Annotated in this window: 20 protein-coding genes; 5 read left to right on the top strand and 15 right to left on the bottom strand. The window is 35.9% G+C overall.

Going from position 1 to position 23,622, the window contains the following annotated elements; genetic code table 11:
- Positions 1-4: 4 nt before the first annotated feature.
- The 4 genes from QJV33_RS10820 to dusB are packed head-to-tail and all read right to left on the bottom strand — an operon-like array spanning position 5 to position 5,787.
- Positions 5-2,218 (bottom strand): sensor histidine kinase NtrY-like, encoded by a 2,214-nt coding sequence (locus QJV33_RS10820; RefSeq protein ID WP_408869659.1) that lies wholly within the window; start codon positions 2,216-2,218, stop codon positions 5-7.
- 16 nt (positions 2,219-2,234) lie between these two features.
- The gene (locus tag QJV33_RS10815) at positions 2,235-3,614 is read right to left on the bottom strand and encodes a sigma 54-interacting transcriptional regulator (protein WP_281463339.1); all 1,380 of its coding nucleotides are present in this window, start codon (positions 3,612-3,614) and stop codon (positions 2,235-2,237) included.
- A 20-nt stretch (positions 3,615-3,634) separates the two neighbouring features.
- The gene (locus QJV33_RS10810; RefSeq protein ID WP_281463338.1) at positions 3,635-4,723 is read right to left on the bottom strand and encodes a two-component system sensor histidine kinase NtrB; all 1,089 of its coding nucleotides are present in this window, start codon (positions 4,721-4,723) and stop codon (positions 3,635-3,637) included.
- Between the two features lie 29 nt (positions 4,724-4,752).
- Positions 4,753-5,787, bottom strand: coding sequence for a tRNA dihydrouridine synthase DusB (gene dusB, locus QJV33_RS10805; protein WP_281463337.1), 1,035 nt, complete (start codon positions 5,785-5,787; stop codon positions 4,753-4,755).
- Positions 5,788-5,918: 131 nt separating this feature from the next.
- On the opposite strand from dusB, the gene QJV33_RS10800 reads away from it, so the two are divergent.
- Positions 5,919-7,079 carry a bifunctional 2-C-methyl-D-erythritol 4-phosphate cytidylyltransferase/2-C-methyl-D-erythritol 2,4-cyclodiphosphate synthase gene (locus QJV33_RS10800; RefSeq protein WP_281463336.1) on the top strand — a complete coding sequence of 387 codons (1,161 nt, stop codon included), beginning with the start codon at positions 5,919-5,921 and terminating at the stop codon, positions 7,077-7,079.
- Positions 7,080-7,363: 284 nt separating this feature from the next.
- Here QJV33_RS10800 and QJV33_RS10795 read toward each other — a convergent pair whose 3' ends face one another.
- From QJV33_RS10795 to QJV33_RS10775, 5 genes are read right to left on the bottom strand one after another with little or no spacing between them, the layout of a single operon-like run.
- The gene (locus QJV33_RS10795) at positions 7,364-8,092 is read right to left on the bottom strand and encodes an ATP12 family chaperone protein (RefSeq protein WP_281463335.1); all 729 of its coding nucleotides are present in this window, start codon (positions 8,090-8,092) and stop codon (positions 7,364-7,366) included.
- A 21-nt stretch (positions 8,093-8,113) separates the two neighbouring features.
- On the bottom strand, positions 8,114-10,288 hold the full coding sequence (locus QJV33_RS10790; protein ID WP_281463334.1) for an AsmA family protein: 2,175 nt from the start codon (positions 10,286-10,288) through the stop codon (positions 8,114-8,116).
- Positions 10,285-11,262 (bottom strand): RluA family pseudouridine synthase, encoded by a 978-nt coding sequence (locus tag QJV33_RS10785; RefSeq protein ID WP_281463333.1) that lies wholly within the window; start codon positions 11,260-11,262, stop codon positions 10,285-10,287. The genes QJV33_RS10790 and QJV33_RS10785 overlap by 4 nt, the downstream gene beginning before the upstream one ends.
- Positions 11,259-12,593, bottom strand: coding sequence for a replication-associated recombination protein A (locus tag QJV33_RS10780; RefSeq protein WP_281463332.1), 1,335 nt, complete (start codon positions 12,591-12,593; stop codon positions 11,259-11,261). Before QJV33_RS10780 ends, QJV33_RS10785 begins: the two co-directional genes overlap by 4 nt.
- Before the next feature lie 58 nt (positions 12,594-12,651).
- Entirely contained in the window at positions 12,652-12,906 is a 255-nt protein-coding gene (locus QJV33_RS10775) for a hypothetical protein (protein ID WP_281463331.1), read from the bottom strand.
- A 326-nt stretch (positions 12,907-13,232) separates the two neighbouring features.
- On the opposite strand from QJV33_RS10775, the gene QJV33_RS10770 reads away from it, so the two are divergent.
- The gene (locus QJV33_RS10770) at positions 13,233-13,613 is read left to right on the top strand and encodes a hypothetical protein (protein WP_281463330.1); all 381 of its coding nucleotides are present in this window, start codon (positions 13,233-13,235) and stop codon (positions 13,611-13,613) included.
- Between the two features lie 42 nt (positions 13,614-13,655).
- Here the strand turns inward: QJV33_RS10770 and QJV33_RS10765 are convergent, their stop codons facing one another.
- From QJV33_RS10765 to QJV33_RS10740, 6 genes are all read right to left on the bottom strand, one after another.
- Positions 13,656-16,010, bottom strand: coding sequence for a phosphoketolase family protein (locus QJV33_RS10765; protein WP_281463329.1), 2,355 nt, complete (start codon positions 16,008-16,010; stop codon positions 13,656-13,658).
- A 49-nt stretch (positions 16,011-16,059) separates the two neighbouring features.
- Positions 16,060-17,271 carry an acetate/propionate family kinase gene (locus tag QJV33_RS10760; RefSeq protein ID WP_281463328.1) on the bottom strand — a complete coding sequence of 404 codons (1,212 nt, stop codon included), beginning with the start codon at positions 17,269-17,271 and terminating at the stop codon, positions 16,060-16,062.
- A 187-nt stretch (positions 17,272-17,458) separates the two neighbouring features.
- Positions 17,459-17,941: an SsrA-binding protein SmpB gene (smpB, locus tag QJV33_RS10755; RefSeq protein ID WP_281463327.1), complete on the bottom strand. Its 483-nt coding sequence runs from the start codon at positions 17,939-17,941 to the stop codon at positions 17,459-17,461.
- 4 nt (positions 17,942-17,945) lie between these two features.
- The gene (dapA, locus tag QJV33_RS10750) at positions 17,946-18,836 is read right to left on the bottom strand and encodes a 4-hydroxy-tetrahydrodipicolinate synthase (RefSeq protein ID WP_281463326.1); all 891 of its coding nucleotides are present in this window, start codon (positions 18,834-18,836) and stop codon (positions 17,946-17,948) included.
- A gap of 48 nt (positions 18,837-18,884) precedes the next feature.
- The gene (locus QJV33_RS10745) at positions 18,885-19,733 is read right to left on the bottom strand and encodes a prephenate dehydratase (RefSeq protein ID WP_281463325.1); all 849 of its coding nucleotides are present in this window, start codon (positions 19,731-19,733) and stop codon (positions 18,885-18,887) included.
- Positions 19,734-19,736: 3 nt separating this feature from the next.
- Entirely contained in the window at positions 19,737-20,468 is a 732-nt protein-coding gene (locus tag QJV33_RS10740) for a 3-deoxy-manno-octulosonate cytidylyltransferase (RefSeq protein WP_281463324.1), read from the bottom strand.
- 135 nt (positions 20,469-20,603) lie between these two features.
- Between QJV33_RS10740 and QJV33_RS10735 the strand changes: the two genes are divergently transcribed.
- From QJV33_RS10735 to serA, 3 genes are read left to right on the top strand one after another with little or no spacing between them, the layout of a single operon-like run.
- Complete coding sequence (locus tag QJV33_RS10735; RefSeq protein ID WP_281463323.1) at positions 20,604-21,482, top strand: c-type cytochrome; 879 nt, start codon at positions 20,604-20,606, stop codon at positions 21,480-21,482.
- A gap of 4 nt (positions 21,483-21,486) precedes the next feature.
- A complete protein-coding gene (hisN, locus tag QJV33_RS10730; protein ID WP_281463322.1) occupies positions 21,487-22,281 on the top strand; it encodes a histidinol-phosphatase in 795 nt (264 codons plus the stop codon).
- A 29-nt stretch (positions 22,282-22,310) separates the two neighbouring features.
- Positions 22,311-23,570 (top strand): phosphoglycerate dehydrogenase, encoded by a 1,260-nt coding sequence (gene serA, locus QJV33_RS10725; RefSeq protein ID WP_281463321.1) that lies wholly within the window; start codon positions 22,311-22,313, stop codon positions 23,568-23,570.
- The last annotated feature ends 52 nt before the right edge of the window (positions 23,571-23,622 follow it).

The following is a 23,622-nucleotide window of genomic DNA, read 5'->3' as shown; positions in this document are numbered from 1 at the left end:
ATCCTCATTTTTGAAAAGCCAAAATTGATGTTGTACCTTTTCCTTCGGCACGATCTCTTAATTGCAAGGTTCCTTTATGATCTTCCATAATTTTCTTTACAATAGCAAGACCTAATCCTGTTCCCTTAGGTTTATGGGTGACATAAGGTTCTGTCAAACGTAATCTGTCTTCTTGTGGCAAACCAATCCCATCATCTGTTACAAATATGCATATCTCTTTATCAGACTCTTTTACCTGAACCCATATGTTTCCTGCAATAGCTGTTTCAATATTATCACATTTATTTAACATACCAATAGCATCTGCGGCGTTTTGAAACAAGTTCGTTAATGCTTGCCCAATTAGTCTTTGGTCACAATCCAAATAAGGTCCTTGATTGGGAAGTTCTATATGATATATAATTTCAGAATGTGCATTTTGTTGTAGTATCAATGTATCTCTAACAATCGTTGAAAGATTGTTTTTACTCATAACAGGTTGTGGCATTCGTGCAAAAGACGAAAACTCATCAACCATCCTGCCAATATCACCAACATGGCGAATAATTGTATCAATACATTGGCTGAATATTTGACTGTCTGATTGAATTTCCTTAAGAAACCGTCTTTTCAAACGCTCGGCTGCTAACTGTATAGGGGTTAAAGGGTTTTTAATTTCATGCGCGATCCTTCTGGCGATATCAGCCCAAGCAGCCTTTCTTTGGGCTGACTGCAGTTCTGTAATGTCATCAAATGTGATAACGAATCCTTCAATTTCTGATCCTCCAATTTCTGGACCAATCTGTACCAATAAAACACGACTGCCCGACGGTGTTTGTATCTGTATTTCTTCTTGTTTAGATTGTTGCGTTCTATCAGCATTTTTAAGTAAAAACTCTGTAAACTCGGGAACGATATCTGTAATTTTTTGACCAATATGATTGAACAAATCAACATTCAATAATTGATTGGCTGACCGATTCGGTAGTTCGATTGTCATTTGTTGATCCAGTCCGATCACACCACTAGATACACCAAATAATACAGCTTCGGTAAAGCGTCGACGATCATCAATCTGTTTGTTGGCTTTAATTAACTCTGTACGTTGAACAGATAATTGATTGGTCATTTTATTAAATGTACGTGATAGATCAGTAAGCTCATCATCTTTATCCCGCTCAGGAACACTGACATTCAAGTTTCCCTCACTGACTTTTTTGGCAGCAAGGGTTAACAATCCCACAGGACGCGCAATTTGGTTGGCTAAATATAATCCTAATAACACCGCGGCTGCTAATACCAATAACGCAACCAGCCCAAAAATAATAACAAACATAATTTGGATTTGTGATTGTTTGGCATTTAGCATGTTATATTGGTCGACAACTTTTTCCGTTTTATACATATGATTTAAAATTGTCGGATCAACGGGTCTGATGATTAACAACATCAAAGCAGGGGTATCACTTAAGGAAATAGCAGCCCTTACGGTTTCTTTATCCGAAGAATCAAGAATTGCTACGTCATTGTGAGTCATGAAGCTGGTGGTTGTGCGAGGTAAATTCTTAACATAAGAAACATTATTCAGCAATCCACCCGAGGCGACAATTTTTTGAGTGGCAGGATTATAAACAATCGCAGCATTTAGCCCCCTCAACGTAGCTTGAGAGTCTAGGATTTGATCCAAAACATTGCCATCTTCAAATAAATTTTGACCTTCTTGGGCAAGATTATTTTGCATTCCTTGGATATAATTTGCCAAAGAAAAAGCCTCTGTGCGAATATTGGCATTATGTTCTTGCAGATATCCTCTGGATGCTTGCAGGGCTTCATTCAAAGCAGTACTAACACGATTGCTAAACCAGATTTGGATACCAAAATGAAATAAAACAGTAGCAAAAACACCCACTAAAATCGTAGGAATGGTTGAAATAATACCAAAAAGAACAACCAACTTTACATGGATCTTTGATCCTGCCATTCCTTTACGACGTTCTGCAATCAAACGTAAAATACGTATAGACAGAGCAGTCACAAGCAACAGCAAAACAGATAAATTCAAAAAAGTAATAATAAGTTGTACATGATGTTTGTGCGACGTAACAATACCACCTGAAAGAATAACAAATGTGACAACGCCGAAAAATAAAGCCAAAGCAACCAATATAAGTGTTGCTTTTCGACCAGAGAGCTTTTCTATAATGCGTAAAAATGATGTATAATTAGCTTTTTTTGACACATTTAACCTGTTGTTTCTATTTATGAATAATATTAAAGTCTTTAATTTTTTTGCGCAACGTATTTCTGTTGATCCCTAAAATAGCAGCAGCTTTGATTTGATTGCCTTCTGTTTCAATCAAAGTTTGTTCTATTAGTGGTTTTTCAACTTCTGCTAGCATTTGAGCATATAATTTATTAATTGGTAATCCTTTATTTTCAGAAAAATACCGACAAATGTGATTTTCTATTAAGGTTGATAATGGTAAACAACCAGTTTCATGATGTTGATGCGGTTTCTTTTCAAGATTTGGTAATATAAGATCCTCTTGAATGATTTGGTTGGGATAAAAAGTTACTAAGCGTAAGATCAAATTTCGTAATTCACGGACATTTCCTGGCCAATGATATTCTTTTAAAAGAATAATTGATTGTTCTGATAACGTCGTAGAACTAGAATTTTCTTGCAAAAAATGTTCGATCAACAAAGGGATATCTTCAGCTCTTTCCTTTAAGGAAGGGATTTGCACAGAAATAACATTCAAACGATGATATAACTCTTCTCTAAATTGTTGTTTTTGCACTAATTCAAATAAATTATAACGAGTAGCAGCAATAAGGCGCATCGATTTTTTTTGTGTATAATGAATAATATCCGAATTATTCTCTAGTATCTTTAATAAACGTGTTTGAATATCCAAAGGCATTTCATTGATTTCATCAATAAATAAAGTTCCATTAATGCTTTGTTCTAGATATCCTGACTGCCATTGTCCGTTCTCTTCATATCCAAATAGTTTATTTTCAATTTCACTGGCAGTCATTGCAGACATATTCAAGGTAATGAATGGATATGAACGCCTATTGCCATAATGATGTAATGTTTTCGCGACAGCTTCTTTTCCTGTACCACTTTCACCAGAAATAATGACACTTAAGTTGGAATTAATAAGCCGAGCTATCATACGATAAATATTTTGCATCGCAGCAGATTTTCCAACTAAAGGGAGTTTTTCCTCTAATTCTTGATCTTTATTGTTGCTTTTTACGTATTTTAACGCATGATGCACCGTATTTAATAATTTATCTAAATCAAAAGGTTTAGGTAAATAATCAAAAACGTCCTCTTGTTCCGCTTGTAACGCTGTTGATAAAGTGGATAAGGCACTAATCACAATAATAGGAAGATTTGGTTTAATCTCTTTGATTTTAGGGATAATGTCAAAGATATTCTTGTCAGGCATAGAAACATCAGTGATGACGACATCACCCTTGCCAGCGCAAATTAAATTCCATAATTCAGTTGCATTATCTGTTAATTCAACATGATATTTTGCACGTATCAAGGCTTGTTTTAATACAGTACGAATGGAACGATCGTCATCAGCAACCAAAATTGTTGGAGTGTTGTTTAGCATTAATAAATAATATCCAAGGATTAACAGCAGATAAGAGGAAGATATATTTTTATCTCAGTTTTGCCTTTTTGGCTATGAATATCAATAATACCACCATGATCATTGATAATTTTACCACAAAGCGCCAAGCCAAGACCTGTTCCGTTTGGTCTGCCGCTGACAAAAGGTTCAAACAAACGATGTTTAATGGATTGAGGAATGCCTGGTCCATTATCTCGAATAACGATCATCAAAGGGGATGTGACTCTTTTCTTAGTTTTTACGATATTCATAATAAGATTGGGTTCATATCCAATAATCAGTGTAATTTCACCATCCGTTCGATGACTGCCTATAGCTTCTGCTGCATTTTTGATAAGATTAATAAAAACTTGAATCAACAAATCTTTATCTGCCTTGATTAAAGGTAAGGATGGATCATAAATCGTTTTAATTTGAACAAAAGAAGCAAATCCATTTTCAGCAATTTTCTTAACATGGGCTAGCACAGAGTAAATATTCACATCGCTGATCTGAAGCTTTTGATTATATAAAATTGCTGTACGATCGACAAGATTTTTAATTCTTTCTACTTCATCACAAATTAATGTTGTGAATTCTCGATCAGAATCATCTAAAGATTTTTCAAGTAACTGTGCTGCTCCTTTGATTCCAGATAACGGATTTTTAATTTCATGCGCCAGCAAAGCAGCCATATTGGCAACGCTTCTGGATACTTTGTGAAAACTGGCTTTTTCCTCAATTGTTTTTACAATCGAGTAATCGTGGATCGTCAATGTTATTATTTTTTTATTTTTAATAAATGGTGCGATATATAATGTTATTTCTTTGATAACTTGATTATAAGTAAAAATTTCAACTTCGTATTCTACGACCCCTCTTCTTTTAGATTGAACCTTTTTAATCAGTTCAAAAACAGCATGTGCATTGGGGAAAAAAGAATATAAAGAACATTGTTGAATGCTCTTTCTGGAGACCATCAAGAAATCTTCGGCAGCACCATTGATATAAATAATATCAAATAAATCATCAATGACAATCAAAGGTGTAGGTAAAGATTCAATAATGTCATAGCCATTTAATTCTTGAGGATCATGTTCGCTATTCATTTAATTATACGTGCCGATAGTTGACTCTATTATTGAAGCAAAGTTTCTTGTTGGTGATGAATATTCTGATCGTAAAATTCTTTAATTGCTGCAATCACGTCAGCTGAACTATCCATTTGATTAATAGAGGCTCTGAAGGCAGCGGAGCCATGTAATCCAGCTGAATACCAAGAAATATGCTTGCGAGATAATCTGATTCCCGAACGTTCCCCGTAATAATCAAGCATACTTTGATAATGTTTTAATAAAATGTCTTTTTGTTCAACCAAAGGGGGATCATCTAATGTGGTATGATGGACGAAATAATATTTTAATTGTGCAAGAAACCAAGGTTTTCCGTAACATCCCCTGCCGACCATTAATCCATCAGCGCCAGATTGTCGCAAAGCAGTTGTTGCGGTTTCAATATCAATAATATCCCCATTAACAATAACGGGAATAGTAACAGATTCTTTGACTTGACGAATAAATGCCCAATCTGCTGATCCACGATAAAGTTGTTGACGTGTACGACCGTGAATAGTCACCATTTTAATCCCGCAATTCTCGGCAATTTTTGCAAGTTCTGGAGCATTCAAAGACTGTTGATCCCATCCCATTCGCATTTTTAAAGTTACAGGAACATCAACAGCTTTGACCACTGCTTCTAGTATAATTGCAGCCTTTTTTTCGTCTTGCATCAATGCAGAACCAGCTTGTTGACCGACAGCCACCTTTTTAACAGGACAACCAAAGTTAATATCAATTACATTTGCACCATGTCCAACCGCTATTCTTGCAGCTTCTGCCATTGCAACAGGATCAGAGCCAGCCAGCTGGGTCGAATTAAGTCCTTCGGTAAGCGGTTCTGCCATTTGCAACGTGGTTTTATTTTCACGAATCATTGCCCAAGAGGCAATCATTTCAGAAACAACTAGCCCTGCTCCGAATTCTTTAACTAATTTTCGAAAAGGATAGTCAGTAACACCAGCCATTGGGGCAAGAATGATAGGTACATCGATAACTTTATCTTTATCAAGATAAATTGGCTTTAATGTTGGGATGGTTTGGGGTAAAATCGTCACGTTCTTTTGCTTTCCTCACAATCTTTCAGCAACATTATCATAAAGCGTTTATTATTCAATCTTGAATAAAAGCGTATTACTAAATAATAACATTGAATGAAAACCTCAATAACTCGGATCACTAAATAATTATGCGCATTGCTCTTATTATCCCTGCTGCGGGTGTAGGGAAACGTTTCAGTAAAGATGGAACTATTCCAAAACAATATATACAATTACTGGGACATCCTGTGATTTATCATGCTGTCAAAGCGTTCTTGCCGCATGTGGATTATATTCAACCTGTAGGTGATCCTGATACACTGAATTCTATTTTATATCCTTTGCAGGATAAAAAGATTTTACCTCCTACAATTGGTGGAAAAGAACGTCAAGATAGTGTCAGAGCAGGATTAGAAGCATTAGCAACTTTACCTGAGCATCAGCATCCTGATATTGTGTTGGTTCACGATGGCGCAAGACCAAATGTTTCTGCTGAAATTATACATCGAGTCATTGATGCTTTAAAAAACTATCCAGCTGTCATTCCTGCTATTCCTGTAGCGGAAACACTTAAACGTAATAAAGATAATATTATTGAAGAAACTGTTTCCAGAGATGGTTTATTCAGAGCACAGACACCTCAAGGATTTCATTTTGAACCTTTTTTAGAAGTTCATAGAAAAGCAATAGGTTCCAGTGCAACTGATGATGCAGCTTTATTTGAAGATATTGGCTTAGAAGTCGCTTTGGTTCAAGGTGATGAGAATAATATAAAGCTTACTTATCAAGAAGATTTAAAAAGATTGGAGTGTTTAATGAGCAATATGATGTTACCTAGAGTAGGCTCTGGGTTCGATGTTCATGCTTTTGAAAAAGGGAGACCCCTATACTTATGTGGTATTGAAGTCCCTCATGAATTTGGATTGGCAGGTCATTCAGATGCAGATGTTGGGCTGCACGCTTTATGTGATGCGATCTATGGCGCGTTGGCAGAGGGGGATATTGGTGCACATTTCCCCCCTTCAGACAATCAATGGAAAAATGCTGATAGTAAGCGTTTTTTAATTCATGCTGGTGAACGGGTTCGTCAACGCAGTGGCAAGATCATTAATATTGACCTGACCTTGATTTGTGAACGCCCTAAGATGCGTCCCTACATTGAACAAATGCGTAAAAAAATTGCAGAGCTTTTGCAAATTGATTTTACGCGTGTCTCTGTGAAAGCAACCACAACAGAAAAACTCGGTTTTACTGGGCGCGAAGAAGGAATTGCATGTCAAGCTATGACAAGTATTTTGATGCCTGAATAAATCACCCTATAAAGCTAGTAAGATTAGTAACTTACTAGCTTTATAACTATCTTAATTATTTTGTCGCAAGCCCAGACGTAATATCTTTGTAAATACCATCCAATAATTTAATTCAAAATCGCGCTTTTTAACAAAGCAATATATTTATAACGTAAATCTTCGATTGTTTTAATGCTGCTAAACAATATTTGATGTCATTTTGTTTTTTTTCTATTTTGTTCTTATTACTAAGATATCAGAACTATAATTATTATAATAAAAACAATGTAAATTAAATAATTTTGTTATTCAGACTGGGCATAATCATAAAAATTATAACCATCTTGAATGTCAATTTTAATCTTATTTAATTTTGCTTGTTGTTCTGTGTCTTGCCCCCAGATTTCTGCCTGAGTAATTTCATCCAAATAAGCTAGATCGAATGCTTCTTGAACGGTAATTCTTTTGTCTTTAAGAGCAAGAGTTAAAATTATACTTCCTAACAAGGGGACTGTAATCGCGAAATAAGTTAGCTCTATTGAATTTAAATCAGACAAATAGTTTTTGAATATCTCGACTACTTCAGTATCTTGCATAATCGGCATAATCCCTTGAGTCGTTTTTAATTTTATTTCGAATTTTTCTTCGATCCAATGGATCAAAGCTGTCCATTTTTCTTGCTGTAGAGTCACTAGTTTTTTGGGTTGTTCAGCAAAGTAACATAATAAATCGCCATTAACATAAGGCAACAATGCATCAATATAGATATCTGGGTTAGGCGATATTTTTTCAATCATTGTTGCTGTAATTTGTGTCATAGGCAAGTCGTTGAAAGAAAAGAAATCTTCCTTTTGTTCACCAATTTTTTTCCATTCATCAGCAATTTTTTCTGCTAACAAATTACTTTGAACATATAGTTCTGTTTTTTGGGGCAGTTTAATAGGGCGTTCATCTAATAAAATTTGATAGCCTTTATCATTTTGAATAATATTTACAGTTTTCCAAAAACGACGTAATTTCGAAACCCCATCCATAATTTTCTATGATCCTTTTTATTATTTCTTTTGTAAAATACCCAAAGGTTTTTTAGCTTTTTCTATAGCATCTTGACAATAATTAGTCGCTGGTTGTGACTTATTAAGTGCATTAATATTCAATGAGAAAACTCTATTTTTATTCATGTCAAAAGTCGTATAAGGTTTTGCCAAAGTTCCACCAATGCGTATCGGTGCCGAAGCACTGATTGCCCCTAACCTTACATCTGGGATAAAATGTAAATTTAATTTTTGATCTGGAATGTCAAACGTTCCTTGCCCATTCAATGCAAATTGGTTAGTTTGCAATGTTATGGTATCAAAATATAGATCATCTGAATTAATTTGCGTCCGTAAAGCAATACATTGCGTTGATAAAGATTTTTTTAGTGGTAATGTTGCAGCTGCTTGACCAATATAATGTCTTAAACCTTCTGCTTCTAACTTACCATCAGTTCCAAATAAACCGAGCTGACCTGTAAGATTTTTTTGCCATTCCTGCCAATTATTACCTTTGGTAGATAAATTTCCCAAAGCCGTCATTTGCCCTGTATAAATATTAGCGATTGAAAAATAATCTTCGATCCATTTCATTGGGAAAGATGAATAAAAGATTCTGACATTCAACTCAGGCGTTTCTTGTTGTAAAGAATAGTGAACATCCCCTTTGATATCGCTTTGTTTATTTGCTAATTGCAATTGGGTAAAGGAAAGCTCTCTGTTTTTCCATTCTAAATTGCTTGAAAAATTATCAAAATTATATTGGTTTATTTTGACACTATTACTGGTTATTTTTCCTTTGGAAGTAATATTCTGATATAAAAAATCTGTGTTGATCCTTTCAAGTGATACCAAAGTCAAAGGAAAGGACACAATAAGTTTCCCAGAGTATAAAATATTTTGTGCATTCAGGCTGCCAAAATCTTTGACGTAATTATTATAGTTTAATAAACTTAATTCAGTAGCCAAAGAAGGATTTTTTCCACCTATGGTACCATCTAACTTGAGATTATAATCTGCTGAGGATAATTTTCCAGAAATAGGAAGATTTTCGTCTGTTTTGAATAAAACATTGTCTTGTAAGGTTTTTAATCGACCTAGATTTCCAGACCAGCGAAACATCTTGCCATATAATTGTCCGACAATTTGAGTATTCACATCTGCATTCAAATCATTAGCAACGATTTCTGTACTCATTAACTGCAAATTATTAGGAAAGATTGCTGCGTTAATCTTACCCGTGTGAAGCTGTAAGAGATCAATTTGCGGCAGACCTTGAGGATCACTTTCTTTTGAAATATCTTTAAAGGCTGTGCTTAACGTAATATTTTCTATGGAAGGAAGATGCACATGAGGGAAAAGGTGATTTAAATCATCAAGATTTAATATTGTTCCCCGAACAATAATATCATACCCTTTGGCTTTAACAAGACTTTTTAAAGTTCCGCTAATGCGTATATTACCAACATTTTGATTGCGAACATATTCTGATAGATTAACTTGAAATTTAGCAGGAGGAGCAACCGTATCGTCACCTTCTAGCAATTCAGTTAAATGGCTGATCCGACCTGTAATTGTAAATTTTGCATGATGATGAGAACCATTAATATTAAATCTGACTTTGTCTGTTTCTAGCTGATTTAATTCAGCTTGTTCAAAAAATAAATGTGTATTTTTATGATTGAGAGCATCATCATACCAACATTCTACATTTTTAAGCTGAACATTGTTGAATTGCCATCCCCATTTACGATGAGTAATATGTTGCGCTGTGGGTAAGTTATTATCTTTTATTGCTTCAACAGGTTGGAGATCCCAATTTTTTTGACCTTGTGCATTACGTTCTAAATGAATTTGAACATTGGATAATTGAATTGATTTAAAATGGATCGTTCTTTGCCATAATGACCATAAATTTAAATTTGCTTTGAGATTTCCTGCGGTTATAAAATGAGGGTTTTTACCACCAGGCATATTGGATAAAGTGATATTTGAAGCATTAATTTCAGGCCAAGGAAAAAAATGGATATCTAGGTTTTGTAATGCTAGCTTGCGTCCTGTTTGTTTTTCGATATTGCTATATAGCTGATTTAAAATCATCTTACGATCAACAAATTGGTTCACAGCAAATAAGCTGCCTCCTACAAGGCAAGCCAAAACACCAACACTTCCTAGAATAACCTTTTTTTTATTCATTTCTTAGTCCGAACAGCTGTTTTCTCACTTGGAATTGCAAATCCTAAATGTTCAAAAGTTTCCTTCATATGTGGAGGTAATGGTGCCTCTACGAGTAACCTGCCCCCTGATGGATGAGGCATATCCAGTTGCCGTGCATGCAAATGTAGCTTTTGAGAAAATCCATCCATCACAGGCATTTCTTTATTATATTTCTTATCGCCTAGAATAGGTGCTTTCATTTCTGCACAATGAACACGAAGTTGATGCATACGTCCCGTTAAAGGATAGAGTTCAACCAAAGCAAGTTTTCTGGCTGCAAAATCTTTGACTTCATATTCTGTAATAGCACGTTGTGCTTCTTTATTTTTGGCATCAGCAGCTTCTATATGAGAACCGTTTTGATATTCAACTTTTAATAAAGGTAAATCAATCCGCCCACTCAGTGGTGAAGGACGACGGGTTGTAATTGCCCAATAAACTTTTTTCATATCTCGACTTCTAAATGCGGCAGCAAGTTTTGCAGCAGCAGCAGGATGGCGAGCAATTAATAGTAATCCAGAGGTATCTTTATCCAAACGATGAACTAAAGATGGGCGATATTTACTATCAAATTGTAAGGATTCTAATATTCCATCGATATGGTTGGTAACATTACTTCCACCCTGTACTGCGATACCAGAGGGTTTATTAATAACGAACAAATCATCATCTTGATAAATGATCCACTCTTTTAATTGTTTTGCTAATTTAGGATCAATTTGTTGGGGTTGTTTTGCTTTGACGGGATCGACCTCAACCATTGGAAAACGAACAATTTCGCCTTCTTTTAAATGTGTGGCGGCTTGAACACGTTTGCCATCAACACGAATTTGTCCTGTACGGCATAATTTTTGAATCATGCCTTGGGTTATATTAGGATGTTGTCGTTTAATCCAACGATCAAGCCTAACATCGCCATCTTCTTTTAAAATTGAAATATGTAAAATTTTCATACAGAACGCTTTTTTCTTAGTTGATTCCAGTGGGATAATCGTTGCGAGATAGTTTCTTCTACGCCACGATTGGTAGGTGAGTAAAATTGCTGAATTTGCATTTCATCAGGAAAATAGTTTTGACCAGAGAATCCTTCTTCTGTGTTATGGTCATATTCATACCCTTTTCCATATCCTAACTCTTTCATCATATGGGTTGGAGCATTTAAAATATGTGCAGGAGGCATAAAGCTACCTGTTTTTTTTGCGACTGCCCTTGCTTCATTATACGCTTTATAAACGGCATTTGATTTAGGAGCTGTCGCCAAGTATACAACTAGCTCGGCCAAAGCAACCTCTCCTTCTGGTGATCCAAGACGCTCATAAGTCTCCCATGCTGCAATTGCAAGTGTCAGGGCATTAGGGGATGCAAGACCGACATCCTCTGCGGCAAAACGTGTTAATCTACGTGCGATATATCTTGGGTCTTCGCCCCCTTCAAGCATACGTGCAAACCAATATAAGGCAGCATCAGGGTCAGACCCTCGTAAAGATTTATGTAATGCAGAAATTAAATTATAATGACCATCACGATTACGATCATATAAACTGGCTCTACGACTTAAAATTTTTGTAAGATCTTTACTTTCTAAAATGGAATTTCCAGCATGTAAAGTAATTTGTTCGACCATATTCAATAAATATCGCCCATCACCATCTGCCATAGAGATTAAATCAGTACGTGCATTTTCAGATAATGGAAGCTCATGGTTTAATTGCTGTTCTGCGCGTGTTAATAATAGGTTTAATGCAGCCTCATCCAATCGTTTCAAAACCAAAACCTGACATCTGGATAAAAGCGCGCCATTGAGTGTGAATGATGGATTTTCAGTGGTCGCACCGATCAGAATAATGCTGCCATCTTCTACAACAGGTAAAAAACCATCTTGCTGAGCCCTATTAAAACGGTGGATTTCATCAACAAATAATAAAGTGCTACGTCCTGAGTGATTACGAAAACGGATTGCCTCATCAAAGGCTTTTTTCAGATCACTAACACCAGAGAAAATGGCAGAAATTTGAATAAAATGTAAATTGGTTTCTTGGGCTAAAATACGTGCAATTGTTGTTTTACCAGTGCCAGGATTTCCCCATAAGATTAGACTAGATAAGGATTGATGGTTTAACATATTCGTTATAATACCATCTGTGCCTAACAAATGATCTTGTCCAATCACTTCTTGCAGCGTTTTTGGACGTAAATCATCAGCCAAAGGTACATGACCCTTGGTTGATGTTGTAACGGACGCAGGCTTTTTATCAAAGCCGTTTTCAGAGCCAAATAAATCCATATCTAGTTTATCGTGCTCTCGTTATAAAATTAAATAAATGATTCATAGACAAAATAGATTATTTTGCGTGAACATTTCCATAAGAAGCAGCACCCAAACCAGGACAGCTGCAAGGTGATCCCAATGGAACAGGATATGGCGTATGACAGGAATAAGCTCCAGCTTTACAAGCTGTTCCATATCCAGCTTTTGATTCTGTGCCAGGAGGCACAGGGGTTCCCGCCGTTCCCGTACATGCAGCAAGCAAAAATAATGAACCAAGTAATGAGGTTTTAATTCCTAAAAGAACAGTTTTTTTATTATTTAAAGACATTTTACACTCCACTACAAATCAAATTTTGATAACAAATTAAGATACCATATAATTAATTTATCGATAAAATATTTTTTATTCTTCTATGTCTTTTTTATGAACATGAACTATCAATAAAACTTATCCACATATTCGGGGATAAACTTGAGGAATAACCTGTGTATGATAAAAGGATAGTGATAGAATAAATTGTATAAAGATTAAAAATATGTTTTAAGCTTCTAATAAATAAGGATAATTTCTTCTCTATAAAAATTGAATAATAAATCCGTTACAATTTTCGATTTTTATTCTTATATTGCAACATAAAAATGATAAGGATCTAAATGATGCAAAAAAGAAGTTGGCTTGGTGTATTTTTGTGTTTTTTTATATTAACAAATACGGCTTTGGCTCAGTCAAATGATAAAAAAGCAGTGTTTCTTTTGAACAATCATTTGCAATTAATGTTTAAAGTTTTAAATTCTAAACCAGATACAATTAGCAAAACATGTATGGATAGTTTAAAAAAGCTACGCAGTTTAAAAGAACAAATTGGAAAGAAACAAAATAATTCAGATACTCAACAAGATATTAATATTGCAATGTTAAAAGACTTATATGCAAATTCTATTGAATTTTGCACAACAGATGTTCAAAATATCTGTAGTCACAGAGCGGAACCTGCTATTAGACGCGAATGTAAAAACTTATCATTTAAAAATTAGAAAGAGAGGGATTGCTCCCTCTCCTTTAATCATATTACTTTATTATTTCCAAGTCCAATTGCGAATTTCAGGCATATCATGTCCATATTCACGAATATATCGTTTATGTTCAACCAATTTATCTCTAACCATTTGATTTACATAGGCTATTTTGGAACTGTTTTTAGAGGTTCTGTTTACAACATTAGCGGCTAAATTATAACGATCAAGATTATTAAGAACAACCATATCAAATGGTGTAGTTGTCGTTCCCTCTTCCCTAAAACCATGGACATGGAAATTCTTAGCATTCTTTCTCTTATACACTAAAGAGTGAATTAATTGAGGATAACCATGATATGCAAAAATTACAGGTTTATCTTGGGTAAAAAGAGAATCAAATATATGATCGGACAATCCGTGAGGATGCTGTTTATCTGCTGCCAAGGTCATTAAATCCACGACATTCACAAATCGGATTTTTAACTCTGGCATATGTTCATGTAATATTTTAACAGCAGCAAGTGCTTCCATTGTTGGAACATCACCAGCACAAGCAAGAATAACATCAGGTTCATATCCTTTGTCATTGCTAGCCCACTCCCAAATACCAACTCCCTCGGTACAATGTTTAATTGCTGCATCCATACTGAGCCATTGTGGCTGAGGTTGTTTTCCCGCGACAATAACGTTAATTTTGTTGGCTGTGCGTAAACAATGATCGGTTACATATAATAATGTATTTGCATCAGGTGGCAAATAAATACGACTAATTTCAGGTTGTTTTCTAACAACATGATCGATAAAACCAGGATCCTGATGGCTAAATCCATTATGATCTTGTCGCCATACATGAGATGTCAGTAAAATATTCAAAGAAGCAATAGGTCGGCGCCAGTCCACTTCTCTAGCGCCTGCGATCCATTTAGAATGTTGATTAACCATAGAATCAACCAAGTGAATGAATGCCTCATAACAAGAGAAAAAGCCATGACGACCAGTTAACAAAAAGCCTTCTAACCACCCTTCGATTGTATGCTCACTCAAGATTTCCATAACCTGACCATAATGGGCTAAATGATCGTCGAAATCATAAATCTTTGCATTCCAAGCGCGATCAGTCACTTCTAAAACATTATTTAAACGATTAGAGTTATTTTCATCAGGAGACAAGACCAAGAAATTGTCACGATTGGCTTTTACCACATCACGCAAATAGCTTCCTAATAACCGTGTTGATTCCGCCTCATCTTTGCCAGGTGAGCTGACTGGAAACCCATATTGTGTAAAATCTGGCAATTTCAACGCACGTTTTATAGCACCACCGTTACTTTGAGGAAGCGCGCTCATTCGTTTATTACCAACTGGATTTAACGCAGCAATTTCAGGATGCAATTTACCAGATTCATCAAATAATTCTTCGGGATGATAACTTTTCATCCATTTTTCAAGTAATTCCAAATGACCAGGTTTTGTTAAATCACCGAAAGGCACTTGGTGAGCACGCCAATAATCTTCAACTTTTTGTCCTTCAATCGTTTTAGGACATGTCCATCCTTTTGGACTGCGTAATACAATCATAGGCCATACAGGACGGTCGGTTTTATTACTTTCTCTGGCATCTTTTTGAATTTGTTTGATTTTATCAAACGCTTCATCAAAAGCAACAGCCAATTTTTGATGCATTTCATCGGGGTCGTGCCCTTCAACAAAAATTGGCTCGTGACCGTAACCTCGCATTAGGTTTGTTAATTCTTCGGAAGAAATACGCGCCAATACCGTTGGATTAGCAATTTTATAACCATTTAGATGCAAAATTGGTAAAACAGCACCATCTGTTTTTGGATTCACGAATTTATTGCTGTGCCAGGAAGCTGCCAAAGGCCCTGTTTCAGCTTCACCATCCCCCACCACACAAGCAACAATTAAATCAGGATCATGAAAGATCGCGCCATAAGAGTGAGATAAAGAATATCCGAGCTCACCACCTTCATGAATAGACCCCGGAGTAGTAGGTGCAGCATGACTTGGAATACCACCTGGAAAAGAAAACTGTTTAAACAGCTTTTGCATGCCAGCTTCATCTTCAGTAATATCAGGAAAAAGCTCTGAATAAGTTCCTTCGATATATGTTGCAGCAACGACGCCTGGGGCTCCGTGGCCAGGGCCTGCTACATATAAAATATTTAAATCGCGTTCTCTGATGATGCGGTTTAAATGTAAATAAATAAAGTTCAAACCTGGGGTGGTTCCCCAATGCCCCAATAAACGAGGCTTTGTATGCTCTAATTTTAGCGGTTCCCTCAAAAGAGGGTTTTTCATTAAATAAATTTGTCCAACAGATAAATAATTAGCAGCGTGCCACCATTTATTGAATAGTTCTAATTCTTTTGAAGATAGAGGAGATTTATTAGTCATTTGATGTCCTTATTTCATAATTAGCTTATTTTGTTTGTTTAAAGTCTCTTTATTTATCAGTAAATTTTAAAACATCTTTCAACATTACAAACTCTTCATTTGTTGGAATAGTTTGTATCAAAATCTTACTTTCTGGTTTGCTGATGGTTATAGCACCAGATTCATTAGCTTGATTATCAATACTAACGCCTAACCATTCCAAAGCTTTACAGACTTCAAGTCGTAATGAAGGAGAATGTTCACCAATACCAGCTGTAAAAATGATCCCATCGACCCCTTTTAATGAGGCAATTAGTCGACCGATTTCGCCAACTAGTCGATAAGTAAATAAATCCAGTGCTTGTTTAGCATATTCTGCTTTAGCACCGTTTGTCTTTATTTCATGGATGATATCACGCATATCGCTGGAAAGTTCTGAAACCCCTAACAACCCAGATTTTTTCCATATTACATCTTGGATTTCATCGGGAGAAAGTTTTTCTTCTTGCAACATATATAAAATGATTGCAGCATCGATTTTCCCACAGCGTGTTCCCATAACCAAACCATCTAATGGGGTAAAACTCATAGATGTATCAGCACATTTACCATTCTTAATCGCTGTAACACTGGCACCATTTCCAAGATGGGCGACAATAACTTTTCCCGTTGCTAGTGGTGAATTGGTTTCTTGCAAATAATGTACGATATATTGATAAGACAAACCGTGGAAACCATAGCGTCTTACCCCTTCGTCATAATATTTTCTTGGTAAAGCAAAACGTTTGGCATAATCAGGCATTGTAGAATGAAACGCTGTATCAAAACATGCAACTTGTGGGATTTCAGGATTTTTATTCAACATTATTTTTAATGGAGATAAACTGCCTGGTTGATGCAAAGGGACAAAAGGGGTCAATGCTTTCAAATCTTCATATACTTTGTCATCTGCCAAAGCGGGTGCTGAATATTTTGCCCCACCATGTACAAAACGATGACCTGTACCGATAATCCGATCATCCCCAAGGTGATTAAATAACCATTCAATTGTTTCATCGAAAAGTGTGTCTCTGGCGGAAGGCTTAAATAATTCAGGATCTGTCCAATTTTTTTCAAAAAGAACCTCTTTGTTATTATTTTTTATTATAAGATGAGGTTTGGTTCCTATTCCCTCTAATAATCCATTAACGCTATTTACAAATTGTTTATCTGTATCTTCACGATATAAAGAAAATTTAAGACTAGATGAACCTGCATTAATAATTAAGACTGAGTCTGCCATTCACAAAAACCTTACTAGAAAAATCTATGATATCTAGAGTATGCTCAATAACAGAAGATTATTTTAAGAGTCTGAACTTATTTTATATTGCAATATAATATAGTCAAACTCCTCATTTTTTCTCTATTATGATCTCTATTTCATGATGGATCTTAATTTGATTTTTGTCAAAAGTTTCTTAGAGAAATTATATTTTATTTCTCAATAATCTTGCTTTGTCTCTTTTCCAATCGCGATCGGCAATGGCTTGGCGTTTATCTGTTTTCTTTTTTCCTTGACCTAAACCCAAAGAAACTTTTGCTATTCCTCTGGAGTTAAAGAAAATATCTAATGGAACCAATGTCATCCCTTCTCTGGTAATTGCTCCTAGCAATTTATTAATTTGTTTTTGATGTAATAATAATTTTCTAGGAGCTCTGGGATCAAATTTAGAAAAAACACCCCCTTGATATTCAGGGATATAGCTATTGAATAACCAAATTTCCCCATCTCTCTCACCCGCAAAGGATTCGTTAATGGTTGCCCGACCATGTCGTAAACTCTTAACCTCTGGTCCTTTGAGCATGATGCCAGCTTCAATTTTTTCAATAATTGAATAATTGAAAGTGGCTTTGCGGTTTTTCGCAACATTTCCAAAAGAAATTAAATTATTCTTTTTTTTCTCTGCCATAAATCTAACCTATTAATCCAACGATCTTTAATGCTTTGTTCACTTTTTCACGTGAAGATTCTGTGATTGGTGCCAAAGGAAGTCGACAGGTTTCATTTGCTAACCCTAAAAGTGAGGCTGCATATTTCACAGGTGCAGGATTACTTTCACAGAACATTGCATCATGTAAAACTGACAAACGATCTTGCAATGCAATTGCTTCAGCAACATTCCCATTTTTCCATGCTTTATGCATTTCTGCACAAAATTTAGGAGCCACGTTTGCGGTTACACTGATACATCCATTGCCACCAGCAGCTAAATAAGATACTGCGGTTCCATCTTCACCAGAAAGCAAGTTGAAAGGTTTTTTAATCGCTCTGCGTTCTTGGATAGGGCGAACCAGATTCGCAGTTGCATCTTTTACGCCGACGATATATGGATTTTCAGCCAAACGCGCCATTGTTTCAACAGACATATCAATAACTGAACGTCCAGGAATATTATAGATATAAATCGGAAATTCAGCAGCGTTTGCAATCGCTGTATAATGTAAAAATAACCCTTCTTGTGTGGGTTTATTATAATAAGGTGTTACCACCAATGCAGCATCTGCACCGATTGCTTTGGCAAATTGAGCCATTTCAATCGCTTCATCAGTACAATTTGATCCAGCACCAGCCAAAACAGGAACGCGTCCTCCAGAAACTTTGACCGTTATTTCAACAATTTTTTTATGTTCTTCATGAGACAACGTCGGGCTTTCACCTGTTGTGCCAACAGGTATTAACGCAGAAGTTCCCTCTTGAATTTGCCAATCAACAAATTTTTCAAATGCTTTGAAATCCAATGAACCGTCAAGATTCATAGGAGTAATCAATGCTGTTAATGAGCCCTCTAACCAAATATTTGTCATGGAAGCAATCCTTTATATATTCACTTTGTAATTTATATCATAAAAAAATTATTGTTTTGATTGACGGTAAGGTGACGCTGGATATACGCCAAGAATAACACATTCTTCTGCATAAAAACGCAACTCATTGATTGCACGTTTTAAACCAGCTTCCTCCATATGTCCATCAACATCAACTAAAAATTTCGTGGCTATAAAATTACCATCAGCCATACAGCTTTCTAATCGTGTCATATTGATGTTATTGGTCGCAAACCCACCCAAGGCTTTGTATAAAGCGGCAGGAATATTCTTTGTTTTAAATAACAATGTTGTGAGGATATTGGGTTCTTCGATTGCAGGAATTTCCTTTTCCTGCGCAACAATATAAAAACGGGTCGTATTATAGGATTTATCCTCAACATTATGTTGTAAGATTTCCAATTTATTTAATTCTGCTGCTAAAGAAGAAGCAATGGCAGCATCCTCTTTATTATTTAATTTGGCAATAATTTCAGTAGAACCAGCTGTATCAAATTCAATAATCGGTTCAATATGCAGGGATTGGATTAATTTAGAAACCTGCCCCATGGCTACTGGGTGCGTGTGCAAACGTTTGATATCTGATATTTTCGCCCCTTTGATACCAATAAGACAATGTTCTACACGTTGAAAATGTTCGCCAACAATGAATAAACCCGATGAGGGTAATAACGTATGAATATCAGGGACACGCCCTACCAGATTATTTTCGCAAGGCAACATGGCTTGATCGGCCTCACCTGTTTGCACCGCTTTGATCGTTGAATAGAAATCTTCGCAAGGTAATGTTGTCCAACCTGGGCGTGCTTGACGGCATGCAAGATCAGAATACGCACCAGGTCTTCCTTGGAATGCAATAATTTTTGTTTGTGTCATTTGTTAACCTTTTACTATTCTTTTGACATTTTCCAAGTCTTCTGGCGTATCGACACCAAAGGGTGCAGCCTCAATGGTTGCACAGCCAATGGTCATTCCAGCTTCTAATGCTCTTAATTGTTCGAGTTTCTCTCTATTTTCTAAATAAGATGTGGGTAGGGAAATAAATCGTTCCAATGCTATTTTACGATAGGCATAAATCCCAACATGATGCCATAAAGGACCATCTCCGTATGGAATAGGACATCTTGAGAAATATAAAGCCTTTGCTATTTCTGTTTTTTCTTGAAAATTACAAGCAACTTTAACAACCGAAAGCGCATTGCGTTCAAATTCTGTTTTTACGGGTGCAATTAACGTTGCTATATCCACAGATTGATCTGCTAGGGGTAACAAAGATCGCCTTACATCTTTGGGATTAATCAGAGGTAAGTCCCCTTGTAAATTAATAATAACATCAAAATCTTGATGGTTTTTAACTTGCAAAAATGCTTGATGAACGCGATCAGAACCAGAAGGTAGGTTTGGGTCAGTATCAATTGCTGTCCCCCCTGCTTTTTTGACCGCTTCTGTAATTTCCATATCACCCGAAGCCACAATAACAGGACCAATCTTGGCTTTTTGTGCTTGTTCCATAACACGCACAATCATGGGTTTTCCATGAATATCCGCCAAAGGTTTATTGGGCAATCGTGTGGCGGCAAGGCGTGCTGGAATGATAATTAACGCATTCATTTGACTGTGGTTCTCAATTTAAAATCATTTAGATCGTTTTTTTTGCTTTTCTTTTATAGCTGATAACGTATCTTTATTCTATAAACAAATAAGGATTGTTTAGTTCATTTTAAATTGTGAAGAAAAATATTCAAAATGGATAGTTTTGATTGGAATAGATTAGCAGTAGCAGGCTTGTTTTCAGTCTGCGTTCTTGCGGCTTCTTGGGGAATTGGATCGGTTATTATTCAAAATCAAACCCCAATAAAATCTATTTTTGCAACCAATGATGATCAAAATAAATCGATTGACCTAACCTCTGCTGATATATCCAAAGGGAAAGAGTTGGCAGCGCAACAATGTAGTTTATGCCATACATTTAATCAAGATGGGATCAATAAGATAGGACCGAATTTGTATAATATTATGGGTCATCAAATTGCTTCCAAACCTAATTTTAATTATTCTGGTAGTTTAAAAAAACATAATAAAGAAACTTGGGACGTTAAAAATTTAAATATATGGTTGGCTCATCCAATGAATTTCGCGTCCGATACCATTATGGCTTATCCTGGTGTTCCGTCTCAACAAGATCGAATTGATATTATTGCTTATCTTAAATCAATTTCTCCTACAGCATCGGCTCCGATGACTGAAAAGAAAAATATTCCCTTACTAGAAAAACATCAGGGATCTGTTTTTGAAAAACAATCTAATCTTTCACAAGGAAAAGAAGAGTATCAGCAATATTGTGCCGTTTGTCATAGCGATACAATTGAAGGAAATACAAAATTAGGACCAAATTTATATAATATTGTGAATAAACCAATTGCTTCACAATCAAATTATACTTATTCTGGAGCCTTAAAAATTAAGAAAATGAATTGGACTGAAAGCAATTTAGATCAATGGATAGAGAATCCTCAGCAATGGGCTCCTGGAAATAAAATGAATTATAAGGGTGTCAGTTCCGCTGATATAAGAAAAAACATTATTCTGTACCTTTATTCCCTTTCACCACAGGATAAACATTAATTTTATGACAAAACTTCAATTAGATTCTTATTTACAAATTGCTCAAGAAGCTGTGCAAGCTGCAGGTAAAGTCGTAAGACCTTACTTTAGGCAATCTTCGTTACATGCTGATGTCAAATCAGATGAATCCCCAGTAACGCAAGCTGATCGCGAATCAGAACAAGCCATTCGCTCTATCTTACAAAAAGAAACGCCTGAATTTGGGATTATTGGCGAAGAATATGGAATCAATAAGACAGATTCTAAATTCCAATGGGTTGTTGATCCTATTGATGGTACACGTGCTTTTATTACAGGACGCCCTCTCTTTGGTATCTTGATTGCCTTATTATACGAAGGACAACCTGTTTTAGGGATTATCGATCAACCAATAACCAATGAACGCTGGATTGGAGTGCAAGGACAACCGTCGCAATTTATTTCACAATTAGGTGGGAAAATTGGCACAAGGTCTTGCTCTGAACTTCGTTTTGCAGAAGCCTCTTGCACTGCTCCCGAAATCTTAGAAAGTGCTGCTGATACGAATTGGAAGCAAGTATATAATAAAGTGAAACGCGTTAGTTGGGGCGGAGATTGTTATGCCTATGGGTTATTAGCATTGGGTCAGCTAGATTTAATTATAGAGTGCGGCAATAAAATATGGGATTGGGCGGCCTTGGTTCCAATTATCGAAGGTGCCGGCGGCTGCATTACGGATTGGCAAGGAAATGCTTTAAATTTACATAGTAAAGAAACCGTTTTAGCTCTGGGTGATCCAAGGTTAAAACAACAAGTGGTTAATTTACTGAACAACAATTAATTTTTAATATTATTATATAGGAAAATAAAATGGCTTCTAACTTATCTTTACCCAAAGATAAAATTCGTATTTTGTTACTTGAGGGTGTGCATGAAAGTGCAGTCGAACTTTTGAAACAAAATGGATATAGTAATATCACGCATTTAAAAACGGCTTTGGATGAAGATGCTTTAAAAGAAGCAATCAAAGGTGTTCATTTAATTGGTATTCGTTCTCGTACTCATTTAACTGAAGCGGTATTAGATGAAGCAGATAAATTAATCGCGATTGGTTGTTTTTGTATTGGGACCAACCAAGTTGATTTAGACGCTGCCAGAAATCGTGGTATTCCTGTTTTTAATGCACCATTCAGCAATACACGCTCAGTCGCTGAATTAGTGATGGGTGAAATTGTGATGTTGTTACGTCGTATTTTTACCCGTTCAGAAGAATGCCATAAAGGTCTATGGGATAAAAGCAGTACCAATAGTTGGGAAGTCAGAGGTAAAACACTTGGGATTGTTGGTTACGGATCTATTGGATCTCAACTTTCTATTCTAGCGGAAGCTTTTGGATTACATGTTATTTATTATGATCCAGTTGATAAATTAATGCATGGTAATGCTCGCTCTGTTGACTCTTTGGCTGCATTACTCAAAGAAAGTGACATTGTTAGCTTGCATGTGCCTCATTTGGAAAGTACCATCAATCTTATTGGTGAAAAAGAAATTGCCATGATGAAACCTGGCTCTTTCTTAATCAATAACGCACGTGGACAAGTGGTCGATATTGATGCGCTCGCAGCAGCTTTAAAAAGCAAGCATTTATTGGGCGCTGCAATTGACGTATTCCCTAAAGAACCAAAAGAAAAGGGCGAAGAATTTAGCTCTCCTTTACGTGGGTTGGAAAATGTAATTTTATCTCCTCATATCGGAGGCTCTACGATCGAAGCTCAAGAACGTATTGGTCGAGAAGTCGCAAATAAATTTATTGAATATTCTGATGTGGGTTCAACCTTAAGTTCTGTTAATTTTCCAGAAGTTCAACTACCCATTCGCCTTAAAGGAACCAGATATATGCATGTGCATAAAAATGTTCCTGGTATTATGCAAAAAATCAATAATATTTTTACCGAAGCCAATGCGAATATATCTGCTCAATATCTTCAAACTGATGGTGAAGTTGGTTATGTGGTTATCGAAGCAACGACTGAAGGTGAAAAAGACATCGATATTGAAATCCTTCGTTCTTTACGTGCCTTAGATGGTACAGTTCGTGCGCGTATTTTGTATCGTCCAACTGATAAGTAAAATTCAGTAAATAACACACTCTTAGTGATTTAGATTATTAAGAGTGTGTAAA

Origin of the sequence: Commensalibacter nepenthis (assembly GCF_029953305.1) — a bacterium.
GTDB lineage: Bacteria > Pseudomonadota > Alphaproteobacteria > Acetobacterales > Acetobacteraceae > Commensalibacter > Commensalibacter nepenthis.
This window is presented reverse-complemented; position numbering and strand designations above follow the sequence as displayed.